This window comes from Thioalkalivibrio sp. ALR17-21, from assembly GCF_000420185.1.
GTDB classification, from domain to species: Bacteria; Pseudomonadota; Gammaproteobacteria; order Ectothiorhodospirales; family Ectothiorhodospiraceae; genus Thioalkalivibrio; species Thioalkalivibrio halophilus.
This window is the reverse complement of the sequence record NZ_ATUL01000009.1, coordinates 12530-35318: the sequence shown is the minus strand read 5'-3', so window position 1 is coordinate 35318 and position 22789 is coordinate 12530. Positions and strand designations below refer to the sequence as shown.

19 protein-coding genes and 1 riboswitch are annotated in these 22789 nt (G+C 70.7%); of the genes, 1 reads left to right on the top strand and 18 read right to left on the bottom strand.

The annotated features are described in order from the left end of the window. Position 1 precedes the first annotated feature (1 nt). Positions 2-820 (top strand): cobalt-precorrin-6A reductase, encoded by an 819-nt coding sequence (locus tag G020_RS0106550; RefSeq protein ID WP_024329032.1) that lies wholly within the window; start codon positions 2-4, stop codon positions 818-820. On the opposite strand, the gene cobJ is transcribed toward G020_RS0106550, so the two are convergent. From cobJ to G020_RS0106460, 18 genes are all read right to left on the bottom strand, one after another. After that, on the bottom strand, positions 793-1563 hold the full coding sequence (gene cobJ, locus G020_RS0106545) for a precorrin-3B C(17)-methyltransferase (protein WP_024329031.1): 771 nt from the start codon (positions 1561-1563) through the stop codon (positions 793-795). The genes G020_RS0106550 and cobJ overlap by 28 nt on opposite strands. Beyond that, a complete protein-coding gene (locus G020_RS0106540; protein WP_024329030.1) occupies positions 1560-2345 on the bottom strand; it encodes a precorrin-2 C(20)-methyltransferase in 786 nt (261 codons plus the stop codon). Before G020_RS0106540 ends, cobJ begins: the two co-directional genes overlap by 4 nt. Next, positions 2342-2983: a precorrin-8X methylmutase gene (locus tag G020_RS0106535; protein ID WP_018946970.1), complete on the bottom strand. Its 642-nt coding sequence runs from the start codon at positions 2981-2983 to the stop codon at positions 2342-2344. Before G020_RS0106535 ends, G020_RS0106540 begins: the two co-directional genes overlap by 4 nt. After that, entirely contained in the window at positions 2970-4394 is a 1425-nt protein-coding gene (gene cobG, locus G020_RS0106530; RefSeq protein WP_018946969.1) for a precorrin-3B synthase, read from the bottom strand. Before cobG ends, G020_RS0106535 begins: the two co-directional genes overlap by 14 nt. Continuing rightward, the gene (locus G020_RS0106525; RefSeq protein ID WP_043688996.1) at positions 4391-5176 is read right to left on the bottom strand and encodes an ABC transporter permease; all 786 of its coding nucleotides are present in this window, start codon (positions 5174-5176) and stop codon (positions 4391-4393) included. Before G020_RS0106525 ends, cobG begins: the two co-directional genes overlap by 4 nt. Beyond that, entirely contained in the window at positions 5173-6114 is a 942-nt protein-coding gene (locus tag G020_RS0106520; RefSeq protein WP_018946967.1) for an ABC transporter ATP-binding protein, read from the bottom strand. The genes G020_RS0106525 and G020_RS0106520 overlap by 4 nt, the downstream gene beginning before the upstream one ends. Continuing rightward, positions 6111-7229 carry a cobalt-precorrin-5B (C(1))-methyltransferase gene (locus G020_RS0106515; protein ID WP_024329028.1) on the bottom strand — a complete coding sequence of 373 codons (1119 nt, stop codon included), beginning with the start codon at positions 7227-7229 and terminating at the stop codon, positions 6111-6113. Before G020_RS0106515 ends, G020_RS0106520 begins: the two co-directional genes overlap by 4 nt. A 34-nt stretch (positions 7230-7263) precedes the next feature. After that, a complete protein-coding gene (gene cobA / locus G020_RS0106510) occupies positions 7264-8079 on the bottom strand; it encodes a uroporphyrinogen-III C-methyltransferase (RefSeq protein WP_024329027.1) in 816 nt (271 codons plus the stop codon). After that, the gene (locus G020_RS0106505; protein WP_024329026.1) at positions 8076-9404 is read right to left on the bottom strand and encodes a cobyrinate a,c-diamide synthase; all 1329 of its coding nucleotides are present in this window, start codon (positions 9402-9404) and stop codon (positions 8076-8078) included. Before G020_RS0106505 ends, cobA begins: the two co-directional genes overlap by 4 nt. Positions 9405-9474: 70 nt before the next feature. After that, positions 9475-10083 carry a Uma2 family endonuclease gene (locus G020_RS0106500; protein WP_024329025.1) on the bottom strand — a complete coding sequence of 203 codons (609 nt, stop codon included), beginning with the start codon at positions 10081-10083 and terminating at the stop codon, positions 9475-9477. Between the two features lie 75 nt (positions 10084-10158). Next, positions 10159-10767: a cob(I)yrinic acid a,c-diamide adenosyltransferase gene (gene cobO / locus G020_RS0106495; protein WP_024329024.1), complete on the bottom strand. Its 609-nt coding sequence runs from the start codon at positions 10765-10767 to the stop codon at positions 10159-10161. Positions 10768-10820: 53 nt separating this feature from the next. Continuing rightward, positions 10821-11120: a DUF2149 domain-containing protein gene (locus G020_RS0106490; RefSeq protein WP_018946961.1), complete on the bottom strand. Its 300-nt coding sequence runs from the start codon at positions 11118-11120 to the stop codon at positions 10821-10823. Further along, positions 11117-11557, bottom strand: a complete 441-nt coding sequence (locus G020_RS0106485) for a MotA/TolQ/ExbB proton channel family protein (RefSeq protein ID WP_024329023.1) — start codon at positions 11555-11557, stop codon at positions 11117-11119. Before G020_RS0106485 ends, G020_RS0106490 begins: the two co-directional genes overlap by 4 nt. A gap of 132 nt (positions 11558-11689) precedes the next feature. Further along, positions 11690-16228: a cobaltochelatase subunit CobN gene (locus tag G020_RS0106480; protein WP_024329022.1), complete on the bottom strand. Its 4539-nt coding sequence runs from the start codon at positions 16226-16228 to the stop codon at positions 11690-11692. A gap of 190 nt (positions 16229-16418) precedes the next feature. Then, positions 16419-16985 (bottom strand): cob(I)yrinic acid a,c-diamide adenosyltransferase, encoded by a 567-nt coding sequence (locus G020_RS0106475; RefSeq protein WP_024329021.1) that lies wholly within the window; start codon positions 16983-16985, stop codon positions 16419-16421. Between the two features lie 4 nt (positions 16986-16989). Further along, entirely contained in the window at positions 16990-18864 is a 1875-nt protein-coding gene (locus G020_RS0106470; RefSeq protein WP_024329020.1) for a TonB-dependent receptor domain-containing protein, read from the bottom strand. A 152-nt stretch (positions 18865-19016) separates the two neighbouring features. Next, positions 19017-19269: riboswitch (cobalamin riboswitch) on the bottom strand. 54 nt (positions 19270-19323) lie between these two features. Beyond that, complete coding sequence (locus G020_RS0106465; RefSeq protein ID WP_024329019.1) at positions 19324-21222, bottom strand: hypothetical protein; 1899 nt, start codon at positions 21220-21222, stop codon at positions 19324-19326. A 110-nt stretch (positions 21223-21332) separates the two neighbouring features. Then, positions 21333-22565, bottom strand: coding sequence for a cyclopropane-fatty-acyl-phospholipid synthase family protein (locus tag G020_RS0106460; protein WP_018946956.1), 1233 nt, complete (start codon positions 22563-22565; stop codon positions 21333-21335). Between the last annotated feature and the right edge of the window lie 224 nt (positions 22566-22789).

The window sequence follows — 22789 nt, the reverse complement described above, 5'->3', positions numbered from 1 at the left end:
CATGAGCTCCCGTTCATCCACCGATACCGCTCCCCGGGCGGCGCGCCCGCGGCGGATCCTGCTGCTGGGCGGCACCACCGAGGCCGCGGCACTGGAACCGCTGCTGGACGGCCACCCGCGGCTGCACGCCACCGTCTCGCTGGCCGGACGCACGCGCAAACCGGCGCCCTCGCGGCTGACCCGGCGCACGGGCGGATTCGGCGGTGCCGACGGCCTCGCCGCCTGGCTGCGCGACCACGCCATCGACGCCGTGGTCGACGCCACCCACCCGTTCGCGCGGCAGATCTCGGCCAATGCCGTCGCCGCCACGCGCCGGGCCGGCGTGCCCCTGGCCCGGCTGACCCGGCCGCCGTGGCAGGCCGGCCCCGGGGATCACTGGCTGCGCGTGTCCGACCTGGAGGCCGCCGCCCGCGCGCTCCCCGGCCTCGGCCGGCGCGTGCTCATCACCACCGGGCGCCAGCACCTGGAGGCCTTCGCGGCCGCGCCCGAGCTGGACTACGTGATCCGCACCATCGACCCGCCGGAACCGCCGCCGGCGCTGCCCCGGGTCACCTGGCTGCGGGCCCGCGGCCCGTTCAGCCTGGCCGACGAGCACCGGCTGCTGGAGACCCACGCCATCGACGTGCTGGTCACCAAGGACAGCGGCGGCGAGGCCACCGCCCCCAAGCTGCAGGCCGCGCGCGAACGCGGCATCCCGGTGGTGATGGTGGATCGGCCGCCGGACGCCCCCGGGGTGCCCCGCTTCCACGCCCCGCAGGCGGCCCTGGAGTGGCTGGAAGGCCTCGCGCGCGTTCACCGCGACTCCGCCGACTCGACATAGCGCGGGGTGTACACATGGCGCCGGCCGGAGCGGCGCTCCAGCACCCGGGTGGAGGCGGCGCCGACGATCACCAGCGTGCTCATGTTGGCCGCCGCCGGATCCACCTCGCCGAGGGTGGCGACCCGCAGCTCCTCCCGCTCGCCGCGGCCCACCGCGGTGGCCAGCACCACCAGGGTGTCCGGACCCTGGACCTCGCGCACGATGTCCAGCGCCGCGCCCAGCTGCCATGGCCGCGCGCGCGAGATCGGGTTGTAGAAGGCCATGGCGAAGTCGGCCTCGGCCGCCAGCCGTACCCGCCGCCGGATCAGCGACCACGGCTTGAGATTGTCCGACAGCGAGATCGCGCAGAAGTCGTTGCCCAGCGGCGCCCCCAGCCGCGCCGCGGCCGCCTGCATCGCCGACACCCCGGGCAGCACCTCCACCGCCACCGCATCCCAGCGGCCCGGCTCCGCGCCCTCCAGGGCCTCGAACACCGCCGCGGCCATCGCGAACACCCCGGGATCCCCCCCGGAGACCACCGCCACGTCGCGCCCCTCGGCGGCCATGTCCAGCGCATGCGCCGCGCGCGCCAGTTCCTCGCGGTTGTCGGAGGCATGCACGCGGTGATGGGCCCCGGCCACGCGCTCCAGGTACGGCCCGTAGCCGACCAGATCGGTGGCATCCGCGAGCAGCGCGGTCACCTCCGGCGTGATCCATTCGGGGCCGGCCGGGCCGACCCCGACCACGCTCAGACGCCCGCTCATCGCCGCACCCCCTCGCCGTGGATCACGATCAGGGAGAAATACGGCGCCTCCCCGGGCGTCTCCTCGAGCGCCTCGGCCAGCGGCCGCACGCGTTCCTCGTCGAAGCTCGCGCGTTCGATGTACCAGGCGCGCGCGGTCAGCCCCAGGCGCTCCAGCACGCGGCGGATCTTCGGCAGCTGCTTGCCGAGCTTCATGATCACCGCGGCCTGCGCGGGCGCGAGCGCCGCCTCCAGTTCCGCCTCCGGCAGCGTCCCCGGCACGACGCTCAGGGTGTCGTCGCGCATCACCAGCGGCGCCGGCAGTTGCGCCGCCGCGGCGATCGGCGAGATCACCCCGGGGACCACCTCGCTGCGAAAGCGCTCGCGCAGGCGCAGGTGCACGTGCATGAACGAACCGTAGAAATACGGGTCACCCTCGTTGAGCACGCAGACCGAATGGCCGGCCTCCAGATGGGCCGCCAGGCGTTCGGCGCACTGGTCGAAGAACGCCTCGATGCGGCTGCGGTAGCTCTCCTCTTCGTGGGCGATCTCGTTGGTCACCGGATACTCCAGCGCCTCCTCGATCTGCCCGGGACCGATGTGCGCATCCGCGATGCGCCGCGCCTGCCCGGTGGTCCCGCGCTTGCAGAAATACGCCACCACCGGCGCCTCGGCGATGCGCCGCGCGGCGCGGAAGGTCATCAGTTCGGGGTCCCCGGGGCCGGTGCCGACCCCGCAGAGCACCCCGGGTTCGATCGTTCCGGGTTCGACCGTTCCGGGCCCGCTCGTGTCCGCCGCACTCATGCCGGCTCCCTCCCCAGGCCGTTGACCGCCCCGGCAGTGATCGCGCTGCCGCCGCGGCGCCCGGCCACGGTCAGGTATTCCAGCCCGAACGGGTTGTCCGCCAGCGCCTGCTTGCTCTCCACCGCGCCGACGAAGCCCACCGGGATGCCGATCACCGCCGCCGGGCGCGGCGCGCCGTCGCGCAGCATCTCCAGCAGGCGGAACAGCGCGGTGGGGGCATTGCCGATGGCCACCACGGCGCCGGCCAGCTCGGGACGCCACAGCTCCATCGCCGCCGCGCTGCGTGTGTGGTCCAGTTCGCGCGCCAGCTCCGGCACGCGCGCATCGCGCAGGGTGCAGCGCACCGGGTTGTCTGCCGGCAGGCGCGCGCGGGTGATGCCGTGGGCCACCATCTCGCTGTCGCACAGCACCGGGGCCCCGGCCTCCAGCGCCTGCCGGATCGCGCTGCCGGCACCCGGCGAGAAGCGGATGTCCTGCGCCAGATCGGGCATGCCGCAGCTGTGGATCATGCGTTCCACCGCCGCCACCAGATCCGCCGGGAAACGCTCCAGGTCCGCCTCGGCGCGGATGATCGCGAACGACTCCGCATAGATCGCCTTCCCGTCGCGCTCGTAGCGCCAGGCCTCAGTCTCCGTCACGTTCGTCCTCCTCGCACAGCGCCGCGTCCACCGCGGCATTCCAGGCCTCGGGCCCGATCCGTTCCAGCATGGTCTGCAACTCCTCTCCAGCATTGCGTTGACGGGCGAACGCCCGCTCCAGCGCCGCGATCCGGACGCGCGCCTGCGCCGGGGCCAGCCCGCTCCATTCAAGGGCCGCACCGGGCCGCGAGCGCAGCACCACGGCATGGCCGTCCGGCCGCGCGATCCACTCGACCACCCCGCCATCCGTCCGCGGCGGCGCCGCGCAGCGCTTGTCGCAGGCGGATACCTGCAGCCGCACCCCGCTCGCGGCCAGGGTCGGCATGCGCTGCACCAGCGCGGCCGCCTCGCTGCGCGCGGCGATGTGCGCCGAGGCGCAGCCCGGCCGCCCGACACAGGCATCCGCCGCCAGGCGCCGGTCCGCCCGCTCGGTCACCGCGCCCAGTTCCCGCAGCAGGCGCTGCAGCTCCGGGGCGGCCTCCGCGGCCACGCCGGTCGCCAGCAGCGCCCGCCACGGCGTCAGGCGCAGGCCGCCGCCGTGCGGCTCCAGCCACGCGGCCAGCCGCTGCAGCCGGTCGGCGTCGATCACGCCGAACGGGAAGACCGCCCCCACCCACGCCCCGCCGGCCGCCGCGCCGAGCCAGCCCCCGACGCGCACCGGCGTGTCGGCGTTGGCGACCGCCCCCGGCGTCTCCCTCTCCGCGCCCGGCAGGCGCAGCGCCTCGCTCCCGGGCATGCCCACCGCGTCACGCAACCGCCCCGGCGGCGGATCCAGCACGGCGCGCTGCTCGAGGAACGCGCACAGGGTGCGCACCACCGCCGCCGGGGCGTGCTGCGCCGACACCTCGCCGAGCGGGGTCGCCGTGGCCGCGGTGCCTCCGGCCGCCAGGCGGAAACGAGGCCCCGCGCCGGCGAGCGGATCCAGACGCAGATCCGCCGGCACCCCGCGCAGCGAGGCACGCCCGCCACCGTCGACCACCACGCCCACCTTGGCCGGCAGGCCCCGCAGCGCGGGCGCGTCGACGATCGCGGCGCTCACCGCGCGCGCCAGCGCCAGCACATCCACCGCCTCCGGGTCGAGGTCCGGCACCGGCGCCGCCAGCACGTTGCGCCGCGCCTCGCGCTCCGCCTGCGCATCCACCAGACCGGTGGGGGCCAGGGCCGCGCGCGCCGCGTCCAGGTCGCCGGCCGCCACGCCGCGCAGCTGCAGGTTGCCGCGCAGGGTCAGTTCCAGTTCGCCGTTGCCCAGCCGCCGCGCGGTGTCCGCCAGCACCCGCGCCGCGGCCGCCCCCAGCCCCCCGATCGGGTGGCGCAGGCGCAGCAGATAGCCGTCCCCGGTGGCCATCGGCGCCGCCACCCCGGGGCAGGCCCCGCGTACCCGCGGCGGCTGCGGCGCCGCCGGACGGTTCATGAGCGCAGCCTCCGGCTGTGGGCCAGCAGATACCAGGCCCCGCCGGCGACCAGTACACAGGCGGCGGCCAGCACCGCGAAGGTCGTGGTCCAGGCGACCGCGCTGACCCCCAGCAGGCCGTGGCGGAAGCCCTCGATCACGTAATAGAGCGGGTTCAGCTGCGCGATCCCCTGCCAGGGAGCGGCCAGGCGCTCCACCGGATAGAACAGCCCGCCGAGATAGATCAGCGGGGTCAGCACGAAGGTGCTGATCACCGAGGTGTGGTCGAAGCTGCGCGCGTACAGGCCGTTGATCAGGCCCGCCAGCGAGAACAGCACCGCGGTCAGCAGCGCGATCCCCAGCACCGCCCCGGCGTGATGCAGCTGCAGATCGCTGAACGGCAGCGCCACCGCCAGCACCAGCGCCCCGGCCAGCAGCCCGCGCAGTACCCCGGCGGTGGCAAACCCGGCCACCACCAGCCACGCCGGCATCGGCGCCACCAGGATCTCCTCGATGTGGCGCTGCAGGCGCGCGCCGAACAGCGCGAGGCTGCTGTTGCCGTAGGCGTTGGTCACCACCGCCAGCATCACCAGGCCCGGCAGGATGAAGTCGGCATAGGGCACGCCGCCCAGGGTGCCGATCTCGCGCCCCACCAGATGCCCCAGCACCGCGAGAAACAGCACCGCGGTCACCAGCGACGGCAGCAGGTTCTGCACCCAGCCGCGCAGGAAGCGGCGCACCTGCTTCACCACCAGCCCGCGCCAGGCGTACCAGTACAAGGCGGCGTTGTGCATCGGGCTCATGCCGCGCCCTCCCCGCCGCGCTCGCGCAGCAGTTCGAGAAAGCGGGTCTCCAGCCGGTTGCCCTTCTCGCGCAGCCCGGCGATACGCACCCCGGCGGCGGTCAGTTCGGCGAACACCGGGTTCAGCTCGGTGCCGCGCGGCACGTCCACCTCCAGGGTGTGCGCATCCACCGGACGCAGGGTGCCGGCGGACAGCGCGAGCTCCCCGGGCCGCGCCAGCGGCTCGGCCAGTTCCACCACCAGGGTCTGGAAGCGCAGCCCGCGCAGCAGCTCGCCGGTGCCGCCGCGGGCAATGATGCGCCCGCCATCGATGATGGCCAGCTCGCGGCACAGGCGCTCGGCTTCCTCCAGATAATGCGTGGTCAGCAGGATGGTCACGCCATCCGCGTTCAGTTCCTGCAGCAGGGTCCAGAGGTCGTGGCGCGCCTCCAGATCGACGCCGGCGGTGGGTTCGTCCAGCACCAGCAGGCGCGGCTGGTGCACCAGCGCGCGCGCCAGCAGCAGGCGCCGCTTGAAGCCCCCGGACAGCCCCCAGGCGGTCTGCCGGCGGCGGTCGGCCAGCCCCAGGCGCTCGCACAGTTCGTCGGTGCGGCGGCGCGCCCGGCGCGGCGACAGCCCGTAGTAGGCGCCCTGGGTCTCGATGATCTCGCCCACCGGCTCGAAGCTGTTGAAATTGACCTCCTGCGGCACCAGACCGACCAGACGCCGCGCCGCCACCGGCTCGCGCGCGACGTCATGGCCGAAGATCCGCACCGTGCCGCGCTCCAGGCGCAGCAGCGAGGTCAGCAGCCCGATCAGGGTGGTCTTGCCGGCGCCATTCGGCCCCAGCAGGCCGAAGAACGCCCCCGGCTCGACGTGCAGGCTGACCCCGTCCAGGCCGACCCGGCCACCGCGATAGCGCTTGGCGAGGTCGTCGATGGCGATGGCCGGGGCGCTCATCGCGTCACCCCCGTGGCATGGTCGTGGTCGCCCGCCGTCCCCACCACCCGGCCCTGGCGATCCACCGCGACCACCTCCAGCGTGGTCTCGGGCAGCTGATAGCTGCGCGCCTGCTCCAGGGCCAGCGCCGCGATGCGGTCCCCCAGTGCCACGCCGGCCTCCTGACAGGCGGCGAGGGCCTCGATGCTGGTGTTGCAGCCGCGGATCTGCCGCGCCAGCGCGGCATCCGCCCCGGCGGCCGCGGCGGTGGCGGCGATGAAATCCAGGTCGATCGAGCTGCTGCGGCTGTGGGTATCCGGGTGCCCGGCGGCGAACTTGCCCAGCTTGGCGAAGCCTGCCACCAGCGCGACGCGCGGCAGCGGCTGGCGCCGCAGGTACTTGAGCGCCGCGCCGAAGAAGTCGCCCATCTCCACCAGCCCCATCTCGTCCAGCCCGTAGCGCTCGCTCGCGGCGCGTTCGCTGGTGCCGCCGGTGCAGCAGGCGACCTGCGGCAGGCCGTTGGCCCGCGCCACGTCGATGGCCTGGTGGATGGAGGCGATGTAGGCGGAACAGGAGAAGGGCCGCACGATGCCGGTGGTGCCGAGGATCGAGATGCCGCCGAGGATGCCCAGACGCGGGTTCATGGTGCGGCGCGCAATGTTCTCGCCCCCGTCCACGCTGACGGTCACGCGGAAGCCGCCCGGGTGCCCGAGCTCGCGGGCCAGGCGCTCGAGGTGGTCCGTGATCATCCGCCGCGGCACCGGGTTGATCGCCGGTTCCCCCGGCGACAGCACCAGGCCGGTGCGGGTCACCGTGCCCACGCCGGGCCCGGCGATGAAGGTCACCCCCGCGGCCGGCCGCGGCTCCACCCGCGCGCGGATCCGGGCGCCGTGGGTGGCATCGGGATCGTCGCCGGCGTCCTTGATGACCGCGGACTCGGCGCCACCGGGTACCACTTCCAGCGCCGCCAGCGCGAGGCTGACCACCTGGCCGCGCGGCAGCACCACCTCGGCCGCCGCACTCCGCTCGCCGGCCAGCGCCAGCCGCGCCGCCCCCAGGGCCGCCGCGGTTGCGCTGGTGCCGGTGGTCAGGCCGGTGCGCAGCGGTGCGGTGCCGTCACGGCTCTCCGCGCGCATCGCTCCGGGTTGCGCGCCCGGCTCGGGTACGGGTTCAACCATGGATCCCGTCAACCGCGCCGAGGTCCATCGCGGGCGCCCCGGAAGCATCGCCGGTCAGCCGGGCACGTTCGCCCACCACGTCGCCCACGATCAGCAGACTGGGCGACTCCAGCGCCAGCGCCGCGGTGCGCCCGGGCAGGTCCCCCAGGGTGCCGGCGACCACGCGCTGCCCCGGCCGGGTCCCGTGCTCGATGATGGCGGCGGGCCGCTTGGCCGGGGCGCCGGCGGCGACCAGCCCGGCACAGATCTCCGCCAGCGGGTTCAGCCCCATGTAGATCACCACCGTCTGTCGCGGGGCGGCCAGCGCCTCCCAGTCCAGCTCGGTACTGCCATTGCGCCGGTGCGCGGTCACGAACTGGCAGCGATGGGCATGATCGCGGTGGGTCAGCGGGATGCCGGCGAACGCCGCGCAGCCACCAGCCGCGCTGATGCCGGGGATGACCCGCACCGGGATACCGGCCGCCGCCAGCGCCGCCGCCTCCTCGCCGCCACGGCCGAAGACATACGGATCCCCGCCCTTCAGCCGCACCACGTAACGCCCCTCGCGGGCACGCTCGATCATCAGCGCGTTCAGCTCCTCCTGGCGCAGGCTGTGGTTGGAGCGCGCCTTGCCCACATAGCGGCGTTCGGCCTGCGGACTGGCCATCGCAAGGATCGCCTCGGGGATCAAGCGGTCGTGCAGCAGCACCTCGGCATCGCGCAGCGCCGCGGCCGCGTCCAGCGTCAGCAGCCCGGGATCACCCGGCCCGGCGCCGACCAGATCCACGCGGCCGGCGGCCGGCGTGCTGTCCGTGAACGCCCGACTCATGACGCGAACAGTGCCGCGGCCGCCTCCGGATTGGAGGGGAACCAGGCGTGCAGGTAGGTGGCGGTCAGCCGGCCGTCGCGGTAGACCGCCTCGCCGGTGGAACCGGCGCCGCGGGCACGGGTGCAGTGCGCGACAGGTTCCAGCCCGACCTCGGCCCGGGTGTGGTGGAAGGTGTGGCCGCGCAGCTCGCCCTCCGGCAGCGGCGCGGCCTGCAACCCGAGGCCCTGCAGCTTGTCCTCCAGACGCGCATGCCCCGGCAGCAGACCGGCCATGGGCGCGGCGTGGCCGTTGCGGTCCGCCAGCTCTTCCAGCAGATAGAGGAAGCCGCCACACTCGGCCAGAATCGGCCGGCCGGCCCCGTGATGCGCGGCCAGGTCCGCCTTCAAACCGGTGTTGGCCGCCAGTGCATCCAGGTGCAGCTCGGGATAGCCGCCGGGCAACCACACCGCATCCACCTCGGGCAGGCGATCGCCGGCCACCGGGGAGAAGAACTCCAGCCGCGCGCCCTGTGCGCGCAGGAACTCGAGGTTGCCCGGATAGGTGAAGGCGAACGCCGCGTCGCGGGCGATGCCGATGCGCAACCCGTCCAGCCGCGGGGCCCGTTCAGTCCCGGAGTGCGAGTCGGGCTCCGCACCGGAGGCCGCTTCGGGGGCGAACGCCACCGGGGCCGGCAGCTCGGTCACCCCGGCCTCGGCGATCGCCTGCGCGGCGGCCTCCAGACGGGCGTCCAGGTCGGCGACCTCGCCGGCCTGCACCAGCCCGAGGTGGCGGTCGGGCACGCTCAGGGCCTCGTTGCGCTGGATCGCGCCAAAGAAATGCACGCCGTCCGGGGTCGCATCGCGCAGCATGCGCCCGTGTCCCGGGCTGCCGGTGCGGTTGGCGATCACCCCGGCCAGCGGCATCTCCGGGCGCCAGGTCGCCAGCCCGTGCACGATGGCGCCGAAGGTCTGGGCCATGCCGCCGGCATCCACCAGCGCCAGCACCGGCAGGCCGAAGGCCACCGCCAGATCGGCACCCGAAGGGTCGCCGTCGAACAGGCCCATGGAGCCCTCGACCAGGATCAGGTCCGCATCCTGTGCGGCGGCATGCAGCTTCGCCCGGCAGGCCGCCTCGCCCACCATCCACAGATGCAGCGGATCCACCGGATGCCCGGAGGCCTGCTCCAGGATCATCGGATCGAGGAAATCCGGGCCGGTCTTGAACACCCGCACCCGGCGTCCCTGGTTGCGATGGTAACGCGCGATCGCGGCGGTGACCGTGGTCTTGCCCTGCCCCGAGGCCGGCGCCGCCACGAACGCCGCCGGACAGCTCACCGGGGCACTCATGCCGACACCTCCAACTGCAGGCCGGCCGCCTGCCGACCCCGGTGCCCGTCCGGCCAAAGACCGCGCGCGGTCAGGCCTCGCCCGCGGGGGACTCCGGCGGTGCGTCCTCGAAGATGCGCCCGCCTTCCAGTGTCAGGCCGACGCTGCGCAGCTCCACGGCATCCCCCGTGGCATCGCGCCCCGTGGCATCGCACGCTTCGTGGGTGTACAGCACCCAGTGATCCTCCGGGTCGCGCCGGTAGAGCTCCACCGCGCCGCTGGCCGGGTCGATCATCAGGTATTCCTGCAGCGAGGCCAGGGAACGGTAGGCGGCGAACTTCGCCCCGCGGTCGAAGGCCTCGGTCGACGGCGACAGGACCTCCACCACCAGCAGCGGGGCCTGCTTGTACTGCTCGCGCCCCCGGTCCTGCGGATCGCAGGTGACCATCACGTCCGGATAGAAAAAGGCATCGGCCGCTTCCACCCGCAGCTTCATGTCCGCGATGAAGGTCCGGCAGGGTCCGCCGCGCAGGTGTTCGCGCAGGGCTGAAGCCACATTGAGCGAGATCGTCACGTGCCGATCCGAGGCCCCGCCCATCGCAAAGACCTCGCCGGCCACGAACTCGTGCTTCTCCGGCTGTTCGGCCTCCCACGCCAGAAAGGCGTCGGCATCCATCTGTGCGGGTTGCGGGTTGCCCATGCTGGAGTCTCCGGTTCGGGCCGTCGTCCCCCTGATAGTAGCGCAGCGCCATGGCTGCCCGCAGCGTCCGCCGTGTCACAGCTCGATGCCCTTCTGCGCCTTGATGCCGGCCTGGAAGGCGTGCTTGACGACCTGCAGTTCGGTCACCGTGTCGGCGGCGTCGATCAGGGCCTGCGGGGCCGCGCGGCCGGTGGTGATCACGTGCTGCATCTCCGGGCGCGCGGTAAGGTCCCGCACCACCTCGTCGACATCCAGATAGCCGTACTTCAGCGCGATGTGCAGCTCGTCCAGCAGCACCAGGTCGATGGCCGGATCGGTCAGCATGTCGCGGGCGTGGGCCCAGGCCTCGCGCGCGGCCTCGCCATCCTTGTCGCGGTCCTGGGTCTCCCAGGTGTAGCCCTCGCCCATCACGTGATACTGCACGTTGTCCTGGCGCTTGAAGAAGGCCTCCTCGCCGGTGGCAAAACGGCCCTTGATGAACTGCACGATGCCCACCTGCATGTCGTGGCCCAGCGCGCGCGCCGCCATGCCGAAGCCGGAGGAGCTCTTGCCCTTGCCGTTGCCGGTCAGCACCAGGAACACGCCGCGTTCCTCCTGCGCCTCGGCGATCTTGCGGTCCACTACTTCCTTCTTGCGCGCCATGCGCTCGGCATGGCGGCGCGCGCGTTCGTCCTGTTCACTCATGGTCCTGTTCCTCGATTCGGTTTGCGGCCATCGGGCGGCCGGCTCGGGTGTGCTCAGTCGCCACCCTCGATCAGCAGCATGCGGCCGGTCTCCGGGTCACGGTAGACCTGGCCCATGGATTCGAAACCGGAGCCGGCCTCGCCGGCACCGTCGGGCAGTTCGGGAACCTCCTCGCCGGCCTCGACCTCCACGCCACCGGCTTCCTGCTGTTCCAGCCCGTCGTCGGCGGCCACCAGGGCCACGATCAGGCCGACCGCGAACACCAGCATGATGTCCGCAAGGTTGGCCAGCGGCCCCATGGGTTCCTCGTCCGGGGCATCGAACCGGCTGGCACGGTAGTGCGGGACCCTCATGCCGCCTCCATGCGTTCCATCGCGCCGTCATACCAGCGCCGGCGCAGGCGGCCGAGCAGGAAGCCGAGGATACCGATCAGCAGCCCCAGGACCGTGGTGTTGAAGGCCACGGTCACCGCCTGCGCCAGTACGTCGAGTTCGCCCCGGCCCATGGCCGCCAGCCCCGGTCCCAGCGGGATCAGCGTCCCCATCAGCCCCAGCATCGGGCCGATGCGTGCCAGCAGGTCGGCACGGTCGATGCGCCGCCGCGCCAGGAACGCCAGCCGCTCGGCATTGCCGCTGACCTCCAGACGCCGCACCCCGCCGGTGCGCTCGCCCACGGCCTGTCCCAGCTCCCAGACGGCCACCGCGACCAGCACCAGCAGGCCGATGATCACCGGCTCCAGCAGCCAGCTCACCACCGTGTCCATCAGTTCCATCGTGATCGAGAACGACATTCGCGTTACCTCATTTCTCCTGATTCATTCGTGCCCCGTGGGAGCCTGCTTGCAGGCGAACTGCCCGTGGCTGGCCTCTGGCAGGGGCTTCGCCTGCAAGCAGGCTCCTACGGGGAAATATTCGGTCTCCGGTTAGCGGCGCCGGCCGGCGACGATGCCTCCGAGCAGCAGCACGAACAGCGCCCCGGAGACCAGCCAGGGAATCCATGGCATGGCGCGTGCCTCGCCCGATTCGCGGCCATCCTCGGCCTCCGCCGGCTCGACCTCGGCCGGCTCCGGGGCCTCCTGCATCTCGCGGGCATCCGGCTGTTCCAGCGGCTGGATCTCGGCCATGCGCGCCGGGTCGGTCTCGGCGGGCTCGCGTTCGATCTGCGCGGCCTCGCGCACGGCGTCGAAGGCCTCGGCCAGTTCCGCGTCGTCCAGGCGTTCGGCGACTTCGTCGAGCACGGGATGATCCGGCCGCGTATGACCGCTGCCGGGCAGGCCGTGCTCGACCACCAGTTCGGCGAAGTCCTCGGACAGCGCCTGCAGGACCTCGGGGTCGGCATCCCAGAACTCGCGGCTCGCGGCCACCAGCAGCGTGGCCTGCATGTGCGTCTTCACGTGCACCTTGTGGCCGTCTTCCAGGAACTCGTCGAGCCCCAGGTCGTGCCGGTCCTGCAGGTAGACGTCGTGCACGTGGTCCCAGGCTTCGGAACCGATCACGTGGGGACTGGTCACCTGCCAGCCCCACAGGTTGTTGACGAAATCGGCAGTGAAGGTCCGCGCCCCCGCATAGCCGTGGTCCATCAGCGGCTCGATCCACTGCGGGTTCAGGTTCTGCCCGTGCAGCTCGGTCATCAGCGCACGCTGCAGGCTCTCCACGCGCGGGTTGTCGGGGTCGGCATGCTGCAGGATGCGATTGTCCGGCGGGGTTCCGCGGGCGTGTTCCACCGCGGCCGACAGACCGCCCTGGAAGTCGAAGCCGTCGTCGTTGTCCAGCAGGCCGTAGAGATGGCTGGCGCGTCCCAGATAGGTGCGGCCCACGCCTTCCAGGCGCGCATCGAAGGCCTCGTGAGCGGGCTCGCCGCGGGTCCCGGCGCCATACGCATGCCCCATGCGCCGGGCATAGGCGTCGGCCAGCTCGGCGCGATCCTCCCAGGCCCCGGAGCGGTCGGCCAGACGGTTCACCCCGGCGCCATAGGCCCCCGGCGCGGTGCCGAACACCCGCAGCGCCGCCTGGCGGCCGGCCTCGACCGCCTCCACGCCATCGGATTTCAGCGCCCGGGTATCGGCTACCCACTGGCTCGCCACGTCGTTGCGCTCCAGCGGCTCCCGGCCCGGATCCCTCAGGTCCTCGCCCAGGGGTTTCAGGGCCACGTCCAGCGCTTCGTCCAGGTGGGGATATTCGGCGCGGATGGTCTTCGACGAGCCGTCCAGGGCCAGGCGCGCGGCCTGGTCCAGCCAGACCAGCTGATCCTCGTAGAGGTCGCGGAACAGGCCCGAGGTGGTGAACAGGGCATCCCGCCGACGCTCACGATCGGCCTCGTCGAGATCCATCAGCTTCAGGCCCTCGACGATCCCGCGGCTGTTCCACTCGGGCTCGACCCCCAGCATGTCGAGTCCGAAGGCCACCATCACGCCTTCGTCGCGCACGGTGTCGGAGGCCCACAGCACCACGGCCTCGCTGCCTTCGGCCTCGGGGTCGCCCTGCTCGCGGGCATCCGCGGCCAGGTCCTGGCCCAGGCTCCAGGCGATGCGGGTGGGCACCAGATCGGAGGACAGGGCGTGGAAATTGCGCCCGGTGGGCAGGACATCCGGGGTGCGTACCGGATCGTTGCCGCGGCTCGGCGGCACGAAACGGCCCTCGAGCCCCGCCAGCAGGTTCGCTCCCTCATTGGCGGGCGAACCCTCCAGGGCCTCGCGCATCGCCGCGTCCGGCTCCGCGTCGCCGGCCATGGAGTCGAGCATGGTGTCCACGGCCTCGCCATCCCAGTCGCGGGCCAGCACATGCAGCCCGAGGGGCATGTGCTCCTCCTGCATGTCGGTCACCCAGTGGCCCACGTCGTGGACCAGAAGCTCTTCGTCGAGATCGGCCAGACCGGCCTCGTGGTCCTCTTCATGACCATTCCCGGCCCCGTGTTCGTGCGCGTGCTCATGCTCGTGCGCGTGTTTCCCGTCATATCCCTCGGCATGATCCTCGTGCCGATCGTGCTCGTGCTCGTGCTCGTGCTCGTGCTCCCGATCGTGTTCCTTGCCCCTTTCACCGGAGTGGTCATGGTTGTGGTGGTCATCACCCTCGTGAGCATGTTCCTCGTCATGGTCGTGGTCATGGGCGTCCATCGCCTCCTCGATGGTCTCGCTCAGACCAAGCTCCTCGATTCGGGCCAGCAGCGTCTCCGCGGCCCGGGCCTGAGTCGGCGAATTCGGGTCGGTGCTCGCCTCATAGCTTTCGACCAGCTGGCGCAGTTCCAGCAGGTCGTCGTAGAGCTCGGTGGTCGCCAGCGCCGGCGTCAGATGGCTGATGATCACGCCCTGGGCGCGACGCTTGGCCTGGATGCCCTCGCCCACGCCATCGACGATGTAGGGATACAGCACCGGCAACGGGCCGCCGAGGAGTTCCGGATAGTCGTCCGGGGCCAGCCCGGCGCGGCGCCGCGGCAGGAATTCGCGGGTGGAGTGGCGCCCCATGTAGACCAGCGCATCCGCCTCGAAATGGTCGCGCAGCCAGTGGTAGAAGCCCACGTACTGATGGGTGGGCGGGAACGTGGTGTTGGCGTGCAGCAGACGCTCGCTGACCTCCCAGCCCCGCGGCGGCTGTGGGCCGATGAACACGTTGCCGTATGCGATCCCGGGGAAATGCATCGCCCCGTCGTGGATCATGGCCTCGCCCGGGGGTTCGCCCCAGCCGCTCAGGCCCGGGATGCCGGTGCGCGTGAGGGCGTCGCGCAGGGATTCCGCCCGGGCCAGATCGCCACCGCCGTCCAGCAGCGCCTCCCACTCGCGCTCCAGCTGGTCGATCAGTGACTGCGCACGCTCCTGTGCGTCGTGCGAGTGGTTCTGCACCATGTGGCGCAGGTCGCCGATGCCGTTCTCCAGCGCGCGCTCGGCGGCGTCGGTCGCGCCCAGTTCGCGGGCCTTGAGCAGCCGCTCGTGCAGATAGCCCACCGGACCGTGCACCAGTTCGGCCTGTACGGTCTCCGGCAGGGTCTCGAAATAAGACCGATAGGTCTCCGCATCCAGGCTGGCCACGCGGTCGGCGATGTCGGCGGCCGCGTCGGCATGCTCGGGCAGGTTGACGCCGCGGTCCTGGATGTCGTCCAGCAGGGCTTCTGCATCTTCCGGGTGATCCCCGGTGTCGTAGCCCGCGTCGCGCAGCAGATCCAGGGTCTCCAGCAGCGACTCGGGGACGTCCAGCTTGTCGGCCCCGATGTTGTGGCGCCCCGGCGGATGGTTGTAGTAGACGATGGCCACGCGCTTGTCGGCATTGGAGCGCTCGCGCAGGCGCTGCCAGCGGGCCATGCGTTCGGCCACCGCGTCGACCCGTTCCCGGATCGGCTCGGAGAGCATCAGGCGCACGCCGGTGCGGTCGTCGATCTCGGGCTCGCCGGCGGCGGCCAGCACCGTGGGCTGGCTCACGCCCTGCAGTTCGGGCATGGCCACCTGGTAGTGGATGCTGTCCCAGGGGATGCCGTCATGCGCGACCCGCCATTCATCCTCGCTGCGCGAGGCCAGGCGCAGCCCCTTGACCACCGGCACGTCCAGCTCGCCCAGCGCCCCGGCAACCGCCTCGCGGTTACCGCCGCCCCCGATCACGAAGTCCTGCAGGGAGACGATGCCGGCGAGATCGGCGGGTGCGGCCGACCGGGCCAGGTCCTCCACCGCCTGACGGCTGGCGCCGCCCCAGCGCGCCAGCACGCCGAAGCACTGCAGATCGCGCGATTCCAGCGCGTCGCAGGCGGCATCCAGCAGTGCACGGTCGCCCGGCCGGTCGCCGGTGTCCAGGTCCAGCAGGGCGACCGCCGGGCGTTCATCCAGATCCATTGCGGCGGCGTCATCCACCGCGCGGCCGTCGTGGTAGAAACGGATGGTCTCGCGCGGATCCGGCTGCGGCACGTCGATGTCGTGGCCGGCCTCGGCGGCCAGCCAGCGCATCAGACCCTCCATGCTCTCCGGCGTACGCCCCTGATAATACGCCCGGCCGGTGAGCCAGCCGGCCTGCTCGGGGAACGCCTGCCGCTGCTCCCGCAGGTGTTCGCGCGGATCCTCGTCGGCATCCGGGTTCTCCGCCAGCTCGGTCCGTTCGTCGTCTTCCAGACCGGCCAGCGGCTGCTCGCCATCCAGGCGCGACAGAGCCGTCAGCTGCCGGTCGCTGTTGATCGCCAGCAGCGGGACTTCGGCATCCGGACCGCGCTCGCGCAGCAGCCGCGTCAGGCGGCCGACCTCGTCGCCCAGCACCGCCGCCACCAGCACGGCGTCCGCGTCCTCCCACAACGCGGTGACCTCGGAGTCATCCTTGTCGGCCAGCTGCTCCGGAGTGCGCAGGCGCACGTCGGATTCGGGGAAGGCCTCGAGGAAACGATGCGCCCCGGCCGTGACCTCGGCGGCGGAGCGATCGGAGACGATGCCGAGGATATGCGGCGAAGGGTTCGTGTCCGCCGCCGGCACCCCCGGCAGCAGCAGCGCCAGCAACAGGGGGTAGCGTTTTTTCCATGTACTCATCATTCAACACCCGGATACGTGCACACACTGCCGCCGGGACACTCGAGGCGTCCCGACGGAGCGTGAAGAAAAGGAGATCGGCCGCGGGTCGCGTCAGCGTCGCGGCACTGTTGTCGATCGGGGCCTTCGCGGATCCGCCGTCACGGCGCCGCGGGCAGATTCAGCCGCCGGAGGCCTCGCGCCGCGCGGCGGGCTGCCACAGGACCTCGGAACCGTTCTCGTGGCGTGCCAGCACCCGGCACAGCACGAACAGCAGATCCGACAGGCGGTTGAGGTAGGCCAGCGAGCTGGGCCGCAGGGCCTCGTGGTGATTGACCGCGACCAGCCGCCGCTCGGCGCGGCGGCAGACGGTGCGGGCAATATGGCAATCCGCGGTGGCCGGGCCGCCCCCCGGGAGGATGAACTCCTCCAGCGGCGGCAGCTCGTCATTGAAGCCCTCGAGCTCGACATCGAGGCGCTCCACCGAGACCTCCGGCAGCGCCTGATGCCCCGGCACCGCCAGCTCCGCGCCCAGGTCGAACAGCTCATGCTGGATCAGCGACAGCGAACGCCGTACGTCCTCGGGCAGCTCGTGCACCAGCACCCGCCCGATCACGCTGTTCAGTTCGTCCACGTCACCAAAAGCCTCGACGCGATGCGAGTCCTTGTCCACGCGCGAGCCGTCACCCAGGCCGGTACGCCCCTCGTCACCCGTGCGGGTCGCGATCTTCGACAGTCGATTGCCCATGACCTTACCTCTGCTGCTGATAACGCAGTTTCACGAACGCAGCGCGGCCGGGGTTGTTGTAATCGGCATCGTTGGACGAGTCACGCGCGACCACGTAGTCGCGATCGAAAAGATTCGACACCGAAGCCTCGATACTCCATTCCGGGTCAAATCGATAGGCCGCACGCAGATTCACGGTGCCGTAGCCCGAGAGCCGCTCGTCATTGTCAGCATCGTTGTAGCTGCGGCTGCGGGCAAGGAGCGTACCGCCCACGGAGAAATCACCGATCCGGCGGTCCAGGTCGAAACGGGCTGACGCCGGCGGACGGCGACGCAGTTCATTGCCGGTGTCACGATTTTCCGTATCCAGCAGGGTCAGGGAGACCCGGGCATTCCACGGCCCAAGGTCATGCCCGCCTTCCAGTTCGAGACCCCGGATCCGCGCTTCGTCCACATTCACCGGCAGGAACTGGCCGCCGACCAGCCGGTTGTCGATCAATTCATCCACGCGTGTTTCGAACACCGCCACATCCACGTAGGCGAGGCTGGCCGAATACCGGGCACCCAGCTCCGCGGTACGGGATTCCTCGGGCTCAAGATCGGGGTTGCCGAATCCGGGGAAGTAGAGCTCATTGAAGGTGGGTGCCTTGAACGCGGTGCCGTAGCTGGCGCGCAGCCGCAGGGCGTCGGTGGCCTGCATGCCCCAGGCGACCTGCCCGGTGGTTTTGTCACCGAACTGCTCGTTGTCGTCGTAGCGCAGCGAGCCTTCCAGATCGTGGTTGCCGAGTTCGGTGCGCACGACCGAATAGACACCCACGTTATAACGTGAGTCTTCGTCGTAATCGGCGGTACTGTCGACACGGTCCTCGTAGGCATCCACCCCGGCGATCAGGTCGGTTCGCTCCCCCAGGCGGACATCGTTGCGCCAGGTCAGCTGATCCCGCCGAGTGTCGAATTGATCGACACTTCCCCCGGACACGCCGCCTTCCGTCACCTGGTCACCTTCATCCCGTGACTGGGCAAGCGTGAATTCTGTATCCCAGCGGTCGGTTAGCGGAACACGAATGCCGGCCCGGAGAGCGGCGTGCACAAAGTCCGTATAAGCTTGATCGTATGGAACCCCCGTGCCGAACTCGTCTGCATCGTATTCCGAGCGGCCTTCGGAATAGAGGACATTGCCGAAAAGTTCGATCCCGTTGTCGAGGCGGTGGGCAACCTTGCCGGCCAGCGAAGTGTTGTCATAGCCATCCGGATCGTCGTCACCCACGTCGTCCTGCACGTCGATGCCCTCGGTATCGAACATACTGACGGACAGGCTGTAATCGGTGCGCCCGGTGCCGCCGGCCACGCCGAGCCCGGCCTCCCAGGTGCTGAAGCTGCCGGCGCCAAGGAAGGCATTGACCCGCGGCGGCCCTTCGCGGCCCGCGCGGCTGAAGACCTGGGTCACCCCGCCGATGGCATCGGAGCCGTAGATGGAGGTGCGCGGCCCGCGCACGATCTCCACGCGATCGATCTCTTCGGGCGGCAGGAACTGCCAGCTGGCACCGCCGCTGGTGGCCGAGCCCATGCGCACGCCATCGATCAGCATCAGGTGGTGATCAGAGTTCGTTCCCCGAAGGAAGACACTGGACGTCTTGCCGAACGGGCCATTACCCGCCACCGAGACCCCGGCGCGCCCCTCCACCAGATCGGTGAACTGGCGCGGCTGCAGGCGTTCGATCTCTTCGCGGTCGATGACCGTCACCGAGGCCAGGGCCTCGTCCACGGTCTGGCTGAGACGGGTCGCAGTGACCTGAACGGGTTGCAGGGTCGCGGAGTCGGAGTCGGTGCCCGGCGCCTCGTCGGCCACGGCCGGGGACACGGCTGCAACGATGGCTGCGGAAAGGATGCTGCGTTTCATGTCTTCGGATCTCCCGGCGAGCCGCCCGCACGCCGCTGGTTCACGGGGATCGCGCCGGCGCGAGGGATGAAGACGAGGAACGCATTCCCGGCGGGAAACGGGTACGGGGACCCGTGGCGGGAACGGTCATCCGTCTCGCACGCCCTCCGCGTGCCGCACGACCATTCCCCGGCCGGTCTCCGGGCTGACGAGCGGGAGATTCCCGGCGGGCGGCGCCTTCCCGTGTCCATGACACAGTGGCATTCGGCCGCCAGCCTCGAGGATCCACTGCCGAAGGACTCCGGAATGGATCCGCGCTCGATCACCGTTGCGGGGGCAGCGCCGGACTCGCGCGTGAGCGCTCACCGGACTTCCCGTTTAACCCGGCGGCGAAACCGCCAGGGCACCGAGGAACGGGGCGCAGGGTACATGAGCCCCCCCTGATTTTCCACCCGTGCTCTCCGGCCGACCGCGCGGCGTTCAGTTCTGCCGCGCCTCCTCGGCCTGGCGATAGCGGGCGCCACGCCGCAGAAGGCGGCCCCATTCCTTGTCCTGGAGCATGGCGTCGAACTCGGGCGAGCGCTCGGCCCGCAGGGCCACGGGATGGTGGGATTCATCTCCGGTGTTCTGCGCCAGCATCGCCAGTCGCTCCGGGTTGGCCCCGTACTGACGCTGGAGGAATTCGCGCAGGCCCTCGGTCAGCGGGAGGTGATAGACCCGGGTCAGGCGCAGGGCCAGCCACTCGGCCGTCCGGCCGAGGTCCTGGCGCACCATGCGCACCATGGCCGATCCCAGCCCGGCCTTGGCGTCGGCACTCATGCCCACATACAGGCCGCCAAGATAGGCCGCCGGACTGGAATAGATCGCACGCTGGATACTCGGGTTGGTCAGATCCACCAGCGGGTCCAGCAACAGCGCCAGCTGGATCCCGATGCGCTTGGCGGTCTCGTTGTCGAGCGGTTTCTTGCCGAAATAGATGAAATCACCCTCGCGCCGGATCTGCAGCTCCTCGAGGTATTCGCACAGCCCGTCGGCCAGCTTGATCTTCTGGTTGTCATCCAGCTCGATCAGCTCCTCGGACACGCGGATGCGCCGCGCCGAACGCATTTCCCAGCGCCGCCCCCCCTTGCGGTCGCGTTCGCGGCGGCGCAGGGCTCCCCAGCGCTCCGCCGCGTCGCCATAGCGGCTCTGCGCCTGCATCAACCGGTTGCGCGCCTCGCGCAGCTCGTCCACCTGCGCCATCGCGACCCCCAGGATACGGCCGTCCGCGGTGCGGACGTCCGGTTCGGCCGCCAGCATGGCATGCAGGCCTGCCAGCACCTGCTGGCCCAGCACCGGCAGCGGTTCGCGCAGATGCTGCTGGGTGATGCCGCTGGTCTCGCTGTGTGCCAGCAACATGGCCAGCGAACGCAGACGACTGATGACCCCGGCCTGAGCCACGCGGAAGCGATTGCCCTGGTATTCCAGTCGATCCAGGGCCCGACCCAACTGCCACGACCCGGACCATTCGAAGGTCAGGCGCTTGATCTGACGGCCGTTGACCAGCTCGAAGGCGAGCACGAAGATCGCCTGCACGTCGTCCAGGCTGCAGCGGGACAGATCGTCGGCATCCGCCGCCGAGAACAGGCGCTCGAGGAACTGGTCGATGCGACGCACTCCCTCCTCGCGGGTGGGCGCAACCCCCTGCAGCCGGTCGCGCAGCAATTCCGCCAGCTCCGAATCCTCCGCATGCAGGCGCTCCAGCGCGGCCATGCGGGCATCGGCGGTGGCCTCCACCAGGTCCGCTACCCGCGCATGCAGCCCCAGGCGCCGGTAGATCTCGATCTGCTCGGCGGTGGAGGCCAGCGTCGGGTCACCGGTCATTTCGCGCACCGCGACCGCCACCGCCTCCGGCGATACCTCGACCTCGTGCAGCAGCACCGCCGCCGACTGCCGCCGCCGCATGTCCGGCGTCATCTCGCCCATGGCCAGGTCGCGGGTCGCGAACAGCAGATCCGGCAGCAAATCGATCGTGTTGCGCAGCTGGACCTGCGAGCGCTCCTGCCGCCTTCCCCGCGTGGCATCGGCGACGAAGCGGGCGATCAGGCCGATCACCCCGAACAGCAGGGTATAGACCGCGAAGAAGACGAAATTCTGGGTGGGAGCCGCATGGCCGAACCCGAGGAAGTAGCCGCCCTGCATCGCGAGGAAGGTCACGGGGCCGGCCGCCCACAAAAGCTGCAGCAGGTTCAGCGACCACGGGACCTTGCGGGCACTGGTCGCCACCTCGGTGATGCGGCTGCGTCCCGCAGCCTCGATCAGGACCTGGTCCTGAGTCGACTCCTGCGGTTCCGGGGCGCCCGGGGCCTCGGATTTGCGTTGACGAAAAAGGCGGAACACCCCTACTCCCCGAACACCGGAAACCCCGGTCAGTGTAAAGCGCGCAAGCCCCGCGCGTCGCCGTCAGCGACGACGGGAATCCACACTGGACCCGTGCCGGAGCCCGGGGTTCACCGCGCGGAAGAAATCAGCTCGTCCGCCGGCGGCACCGAACGCATCCCGGGGTCTTCCCGCCCGCAGAGATAGTCGCGGGTGAGCGGAACGGCATCCTGCCGGCGCGCCATCTGGATATGGAACACCACCTGCTTCCACCAGCGGAAGGTGCCCTCGCAGCTCGCCAGATAGAACTCCCACATGCGGCAGAAGCGTTCGTCGAAACTGGCCGCCGCGTCTTCACGGACTGCCTGAAAGCGCCGGTACCATTCGGCCAGGGTTTCGGCATAGTGCAGCCGCCAGAATTCGATGTCGGTGGTGTACAGCGGCGTGGGCTCCAGCGCTTCCATCACCTCGGACAGGGCGGGGGTGTAACCGCCGGGGAAGATGTATTTCTTCAGCCAGGGGTTGGCCGTGGCCGGCGGCTCCTGGCGACCGATGGTGTGGAGCACCGCGATCCCCTCTGGCTTGAGCAGCTCGTTGACCCGGTGGAAAAAGGTGCCGTAGTTCGGCTGCCCCACGTGTTCGAACATGCCGACACTGACGATCCGGTCGTACTGATCCTCGTGCTCGCGGTAATCCTGATAGAGAAACCGCACTTTATGCTCCAGACCCCGGCGCTTCGCCTCGTCCTGCGCTACCCGCAGCTGCTCGCGCGACAGGGTGATGCCGTCGACCCGAACATCCGCGTGCTCGGCCAGATACATCGCCAGCCCGCCCCAGCCGCAGCCAATGTCCAGCACGCGCATGCCGGGCTCCAGGCACAGTTTCCGGCGCAGGACCTCGCACTTCGCCTGCTGCGCCTCCTCCAGGGTCATCCCCGGCTCGGCGAAATAGGCGCAGCTGTAGAACATCCCCTCGTCGAGGAAGCGCCGGAACAACCATTCGTCCACGTCGTAATGGTGAGAGATATTCTTGTAGCTGCGCGCCACACGATTGCCCTGCTCCATCAGCCCGCGCAGCGTGCGTGTGAGAAAGCCGACCCGTTTCTGGAACATCGGCGCAAAATTGCGCATGGTCATATCAAGAAAGGCCCGCAGCCCCTCCGGCCCAGGCGACCACAGCCCGTCCATGTAGGTCTCGCCCAGCTCGAAGCCGGGATCCCGCGCGATGCGCTTCAGGGCGCTGGCATCATGCAGCCGCATGACCACTTCCGGCTCGCCGCTGCCAAAACGCTGCTCGGTGCCATCCGGGCGACGCAGGGTCAGCGTCCCGTGGCGAACATGCTGTTCCAGCATCCGTTCAATCATTACTGAGTGCCCTCGATTCCCTGAAATCCGGCACGATTCCGTGTCCGGCTATTTTTATACTGAGTCTAACTCTCACCTCCGAGCCCGTCCAGTGGAGCCGGTCCGCACATCATCCGTTGTACCAACGCATCAAGCGTAGTGCATCCGGGGAACACCGCCACCGCGAGCGCCGGCGTAAAAACCCGCAGCGTCTTCCCACATTGCGGCAAACGGGCTACCCTCCG